At 62.3% G+C, this 6,092-nt stretch carries 6 protein-coding genes; all 6 read right to left on the bottom strand.

Annotation, left to right across the window (positions count from 1 at the left end):
- Nucleotides 1-144 precede the first annotated feature (144 nt).
- A complete protein-coding gene (locus EN969_RS13195; RefSeq protein WP_063168235.1) occupies nucleotides 145-1,650 on the bottom strand; it encodes an NADH-quinone oxidoreductase subunit M in 1,506 nt (501 codons plus the stop codon).
- Complete coding sequence (gene nuoL / locus EN969_RS13190; RefSeq protein ID WP_063168236.1) at nucleotides 1,650-3,623, bottom strand: NADH-quinone oxidoreductase subunit L; 1,974 nt, start codon at nucleotides 3,621-3,623, stop codon at nucleotides 1,650-1,652. Before nuoL ends, EN969_RS13195 begins: the two co-directional genes overlap by 1 nt.
- Nucleotides 3,624-3,633: 10 nt before the next feature.
- Nucleotides 3,634-3,942 (bottom strand): NADH-quinone oxidoreductase subunit NuoK, encoded by a 309-nt coding sequence (gene nuoK / locus EN969_RS13185; RefSeq protein WP_010910101.1) that lies wholly within the window; start codon nucleotides 3,940-3,942, stop codon nucleotides 3,634-3,636.
- Nucleotide 3,943: 1 nt separating this feature from the next.
- Nucleotides 3,944-4,564, bottom strand: coding sequence for an NADH-quinone oxidoreductase subunit J (locus EN969_RS13180; protein WP_013531099.1), 621 nt, complete (start codon nucleotides 4,562-4,564; stop codon nucleotides 3,944-3,946).
- 122 nt (nucleotides 4,565-4,686) lie between these two features.
- Complete coding sequence (gene nuoI, locus EN969_RS13175) at nucleotides 4,687-5,178, bottom strand: NADH-quinone oxidoreductase subunit NuoI (protein WP_013531098.1); 492 nt, start codon at nucleotides 5,176-5,178, stop codon at nucleotides 4,687-4,689.
- Nucleotides 5,178-6,092, bottom strand: a 915-nt coding sequence (gene nuoH, locus EN969_RS13170; RefSeq protein WP_127419168.1) for an NADH-quinone oxidoreductase subunit NuoH, incomplete at its 5' end; no start/stop codon positions are given. The genes nuoH and nuoI, both read right to left, overlap by 1 nt.

Genomic DNA, 6,092 nt, shown 5'->3' with positions numbered 1-6,092 from the left:
GCCGGTTACCGTGTTGGCCGTGTTGGCGCGCGAACAGGCTCCGACCATCAGCAGCGCCAGCGCGCCGACGGCAAGGATCAGCTCTGGCGTCGAGAGCGACAGGCTGGAGAGAAGGTCCGGCGTCATGGTTCGCAAAACCTCTGGTCAGTTCGCCGCCGCGGTCTGCGCGGTGCCGATGGATGCAGTGACATTGGTGACGAGCGACTTGACCGATTGGGCCGTCGCGTCGAAGACCGGGGCGGGATAGACGCCGAAGAAGATGACCAGCACGACCAGCGGGTAGATGATCACCTTCTCGCGCGGCGACAGGTCGAGCAGTCCCTTAAGGCTCTCCTTGGTCAGTGCGCCGAAGATCACCCGGCGGTAGAGCCAGAGCGCGTAGGCGGCCGACAGGATGACGCCGGTGGCGGCGAAGAACGCCACCCATGTGTTGACCCGGAACACGCCGAGCATGGTCAGGAACTCGCCGACGAAGCCGCTGGTACCGGGCAGGCCGACATTGGCCATGGTGAAGATCAGGAACACCGTGGCGTATTTCGGCATGTTGTTGACCAGCCCGCCATAGGCCGCGATCTCACGTGTGTGCATGCGGTCGTAGATGACGCCGACGCACAGGAACAGCGCGCCGGAGACGAGGCCGTGGCTGAGCATCTGGAAGATCGCGCCCTGCACGCCTTCCTGGTTCATGGCGAAGATGCCCATGGTGACGAAGCCCATATGAGCAACCGACGAATAGGCGATCAGCTTCTTCATGTCCTCCTGCATCAGCGCCACCAGCGAGGTGTAGATGATGGCGACGACGGACAGCGCGAAGACCAGCGGCGCGAACATTTCCGACGCCAGCGGGAACATCGGCAAGGAGAAGCGCAGGAAGCCGTACCCGCCCATTTTCAACAGGATGCCGGCCAGGATGACGGAGCCCGCCGTCGGCGCCTCGACGTGCGCGTCGGGCAGCCATGTGTGCACCGGCCACATCGGCATCTTCACCGCGAAGGAGGCGAAGAAGGCAAGCCATAGCCAGGTCTGCATGTTGGCCGGGAAGTTGTGGGTCAGCAGCGTCGGGATGTCGGTTGTTCCGGACTGGAAGAACATCGCCATGATGGCGAGCAGCATCAGCACCGAACCGGCGAGCGTGTAGAGGAAGAACTTGAACGAGGCGTAGACGCGCCGCTTGCCGCCCCAGACGCCGATGATGATGAACATCGGGATCAGGCCGGCTTCGAAGAAGACGTAGAACAGCACGATGTCCAGCGCGCAGAACACGCCGATCATCAGCGTTTCGAGCAGCAGGAAGGCAATCATGTAGGCCTTGACGCGCTTCTCGATCGATTCCCACGAGGCCAGGATGCAGAGCGGCATCAGGAAGGTCGTCAGGATGACGAACAGCATCGAGATGCCGTCGACGCCCATATGGTAGGAAATGCCGGAATCGAGCCAGGCGACCTTCTCGACGAACTGGAAGCCGGACTGCGAATTGTCGAATCCGGTCCAGATGAACAGCGAGATGATGAACGTGAAAGTCGTCGTCAACAGCGCGATGGCGCGGATGTTGCGGCGTGCATTTTCGCTGTCGTCATTGATGAACAGGATAAGCAGCACACCAACCAGCGGCAGGAAGGTGACCAGCGAGAGGATTGGCCAGGCGGTCATCAGAGCATCATCCAGGTGACGAGTGCGGCAACGCCGATCAGCATGGCGAAGGCGTAGTGGTAGAGATAGCCGGTCTGCAGCTTGACGACGCGGTTGGTGACATCGACGACACGCGCCGAGATACCGTCGGGGCCGAGGCCGTCGATGACGGTGCCGTCGCCGGTCTTCCACAGGAAATGGCCAAGGCGCTTGGCGGGCCGCACGAACAGGAAGTCGTAGAGCTCGTCGAAATACCACTTGTTGAGCAGGAAGGCGTAGAGCCCGCGATGCTGCGCGGCCAGGTTGACCGGCATTTCCGGCGAGCGGATGTAGAATTTCCAGGCCAGCGCGAAGCCGATCAGCATGGCGATGAAGGGCGACAGTTCGACCCACAGCGGCAATTCGTGGATGTCGTGCAGGATGTGATTGTCAGGCAATGTGAACAGCGATGCCTTCCAGAACTCGGCATAGCCCTCGCCGATGAAGGCGTTGTGGAAGATGACGCCGGCAAACAGCGCACCCGCAGCCAGGATGAACAGCGGCACCAGCATCACCGGCGGCGATTCATGGACATGGTGCATGACCTCATGGCTCGCCCGCGGCTTGCCGTGGAAGGTCATGAAGATCAGCCGCCAGGAGTAGAAGGAGGTGAAGCAGGCGGCGATGACCAAAAGCACGAAGGCCATGCCGGCAACCGAATTGTGGCCGGCAAAGGCGCTCTCGATGATGGCGTCCTTGGAGAAGAAGCCGGCGGTGCCGATGACCGTCACCGGAATGCCGACGCCGGTCAGCGCCAGCGTGCCGATCACCATCATCCAGTAGGTGGTCGGGATCAGTTTCCTGAGGCCGCCCATATTGCGCATGTCCTGCTCGTCGGACACGGCGTGGATGACCGAGCCCGAGCCGAGGAACAGCAGCGCCTTGAAGAAGGCATGCGTGAACAGGTGGAAGATCGCCGCGCCATAGGCGCCGACGCCGAGCGCCACGAACATGTAACCGAGCTGCGAGCAGGTCGAATAGGCGATGACGCGCTTGATGTCGTTCTGGACGAGACCGACGGTGGCCGCGAAGAAGGCCGTGAAGGCACCGATGAAGGTCACGACCGTCAGCGCCGAATGCGACAGTTCGAACAGCGGCGACAACCGCGCCAGCATGAACACGCCCGCCGTCACCATGGTGGCGGCATGGATCAGGGCCGAAACCGGCGTCGGGCCTTCCATGGCGTCCGGCAGCCAGGTGTGCAGCGGCACTTGCGCCGACTTGCCCATGGCGCCCATGAACAGGAGCAGGCAGACGATCGTCATGGCCGCCTGCTTGTCCAGCGCATGGCCAAGGAAAGTCAGCACCGCGGCACCCTGCGGTGCACCTTCGGCCGGGATGAACGTCGCCGCATTGGCGAAGATGGTGCCCAGATTGACCGAGCCGAACAGCACGAACACGCCGAAGATGCCGAGCGCGAAGCCGAAATCGCCGACGCGGTTGACGACAAAGGCCTTGATTGCCGCGGCATTGGCCGACGGCTTCTTGTACCAGAAGCCGATCAGCAGATAGGACGCCAGCCCCACCCCTTCCCAGCCGAAAAACATCTGCACGAGGTTGTCCGCCGTCACCAGCATCAGCATGGCGAAGGTGAACAGCGACAGATAAGCGAAGAAGCGCGGCCGGTTCGGATCGTGGTGCATGTAGCCGATCGAATAGATGTGGACCAGCGCCGACACGGTGTTGACCACCACCAGCATGACCACCGTCAGCGTGTCGATCCGCAGCGCCCAGGACGCTTCCAGCCCACCCGACTGTATCCAGCGCAGCACGGGCACGGTGAACACCTCGCCATGGCCGAAACCGACGGTGAAGAACGCGACCCACGACAGCACGGCCGCGATCACCAGGAAACCCGAGGTGATGTATTCGGACGCCTTGGCGCCGAGCGACGTGCCGAACAGGCCGACGATCAGGAAGCCGAGCAGGGGAAGGAAGACGATGGCCTGATACATGGTGGTTCCGTCAACCCTTCATCATGTTCACGTCTTCGACCGCGATCGAGCCGCGGTTGCGGAAGAAGACGACGAGAATGGCAAGTCCGATGGCGGCTTCGGCCGCCGCGACCGTCAGCACGAACAGCGCGAACACCTGGCCGACCAGATCGCCGAGTGCTGCCGAAAAGGCGACGAAGTTGATGTTGACCGCCAGCAGGATCAGCTCGACCGACATCAGGATGACGATGACGTTCTTGCGGTTCAGGAAGATGCCGAACACGCCGAGCGTGAACAGAACAGCCGATACGGTCAGATAATGTGCGATGCCGACAACCATCTCAGAGTCCCTCGCCTGTCTTGACCTTGCGGATTTCCATGCCGGTCGCCGGTGTGCGGCCGACCTGGGCTGCGATCGACTGCCGCTTGACGCCTGGCTTGTGGCGCAGCGTCAGCACGATGGCGCCGATCATGGCGACCAGCAGCACGAGGCCCGAAATCTGGAAGTAGTAGAGGTAGTCCGTATAGAGGATGTCGCCGAGCGCGGCGGTATTGGTCCGCGTGGCAAGATCCGGAATGGGCTTGGAGACCGTCGAAGCGAGCTGCGGCGCGAAGGTGTAGCCGCCGAGAACCACGATCAGCTCCGCCGCCAGGATCAGCCCGACCAGCGCGCCGATCGGCGCATATTGCAGGGCGCCGCTCTTCAGTTCGGCGAAATCGACGTCGAGCATCATGACGACGAACAGGAACAGAACCATCACCGCGCCGACATAGACGACGAGCAGGATCATCGCCAGGAACTCGGCGCCGGTCAGCATGAACAGGCCGGCGGCGTTGAAGAAGGTCAGGATCAGGAACAGCACCGAATGCACGGGGTTGCGCGACGAAATGACCATGAACGCCGATGCCACCGCGACAAAGGCGAAGAGGTAGAAAAAGGCCGCCTCTAGTCCACTCAACATTGGGGATCCCCCGGGTTCCTGTACAAACAGGACAACCGTCCTGTTTCGATGTTTGCCGCCTCAGGCCGCAAGTTTCGTTGTGTCCTTAGACGAGGCCCCTCGCCCCGTCCATGCGGCAAATATCAGCGGTAGGGCGAGTCCAGCGAGATGTTGCGCGCCAGCTCGCGCTCCCACCGGTCGCCATTCGCCAACAGTCTGTCCTTGTCGTAGTAGAGTTCCTCGCGCGTCTCCGTCGCGAACTCGAAATTCGGCCCCTCGACGATGGCGTCGACCGGGCAGGCTTCCTGGCAGAAGCCGCAATAGATGCACTTCACCATGTCGATGTCGTAGCGCACCGTGCGGCGCGTGCCGTCATTGCGGCGCGGGCCGGCCTCGATGGTGATGGCCTGCGCGGGGCAGATCGCCTCGCACAATTTGCAGGCGATGCAGCGTTCCTCGCCGTTCGGGTAACGGCGCAACGCATGCTCGCCGCGGAAGCGCGGGCTGGTTGGCCCCTTCTCGTGCGGATAGTTGATCGTCTCCTTCGGCGCGAAGAACTGGCGCATCGACAGGAAGAAGGCGCTGACGAAATCCTGCAGCAGCAGCGATTTGGCGGCTTGGGAAAGAGCGGACATCACGCAAACCCCGTGATCTTGAGGAAGGCCGCGGTGGCGACCACCATGAACAGCGAGATCGGCAGGAACACTTTCCAGCCAAGCCGCATCAATTGGTCGTAGCGGTAGCGCGGCACGAAGGCCTTCACCATGGAGATGCCGAAGAACACGAAGCAGACTTTCAGCACGAACCAGATGACGCCCGGCACCCAGGTGAACGGCGCGAAGTCGAACGGAGGCAGCCAGCCGCCGAGGAACAGGATGGTGGCCAGCGCGCACATCAGCACGATGGCGACATACTCGCCGAGGAAGAACAAAAGGAACGGGGTCGACGAATATTCGACCATGTGGCCGGCGACCAGTTCCGATTCGGCTTCGACCAGATCGAAGGGCGGGCGGTTCGTCTCGGCCAGCGCCGAGATGAAGAAGATGATGAACATCGGGAACAGCGCCAGCCAGTTCCAGTCGAGGAAGGTGTTGGGCAGGCCAAGCCGCGTACCAATTCCATCATGCTGCGACAGCACGATATCGGTGAGGTTGAGCGAGCCGGCGGTGAGCAGAACGGTGACGATGACGAAGCCGATCGAGACTTCGTAGGACACCATCTGCGCGGCCGAGCGCAGCGCGCCGAGGAACGGATATTTCGAGTTCGACGCCCAGCCGCCCATGATCACGCCGTAGACCTCGAGCGAGGAGATGGCGAAGACATAGAGGATGCCGACATTGACGTTGGCGATCGCCCAGCCGTGGCTGACCGGGATGACCGCCCAGGCCGAGATCGCCAGCACGGCCGACACCAGCGGCGCCAGCAGAAACACGCCCTTGTTGGCGCCGGACGGGATGACCGGCTCCTTGAAGACGAACTTCAACAGATCGGCGAAAGCCTGCAGCGTGCCCCAGGGGCCGACGACGTTCGGGCCACGGCGCAATTGCAC

The sequence above is a fragment of the Mesorhizobium sp. M7A.F.Ca.CA.003.01.2.1 genome (assembly GCF_003998945.1).
Lineage (GTDB): Bacteria > Pseudomonadota > Alphaproteobacteria > Rhizobiales > Rhizobiaceae > Mesorhizobium > Mesorhizobium ciceri.
The sequence above is the reverse complement of the archived record's forward strand: the minus strand, read 5'-3'. Positions and strand labels throughout refer to the sequence as shown.

Coding starts and splice junctions, on each gene's coding strand:
- EN969_RS13195 (WP_063168235.1), bottom strand. CDS start 1,650: ATGACCGCCTGGCCAATCCTCTCGCTGGTCACCTTCCTGCCGCTGGTT.
- nuoL (WP_063168236.1), bottom strand. CDS start 3,623: ATGTATCAGGCCATCGTCTTCCTTCCCCTGCTCGGCTTCCTGATCGTC.
- nuoK (WP_010910101.1), bottom strand. CDS start 3,942: ATGGTTGTCGGCATCGCACATTATCTGACCGTATCGGCTGTTCTGTTC.
- EN969_RS13180 (WP_013531099.1), bottom strand. CDS start 4,564: ATGTTGAGTGGACTAGAGGCGGCCTTTTTCTACCTCTTCGCCTTTGTC.
- nuoI (WP_013531098.1), bottom strand. CDS start 5,178: ATGTCCGCTCTTTCCCAAGCCGCCAAATCGCTGCTGCTGCAGGATTTC.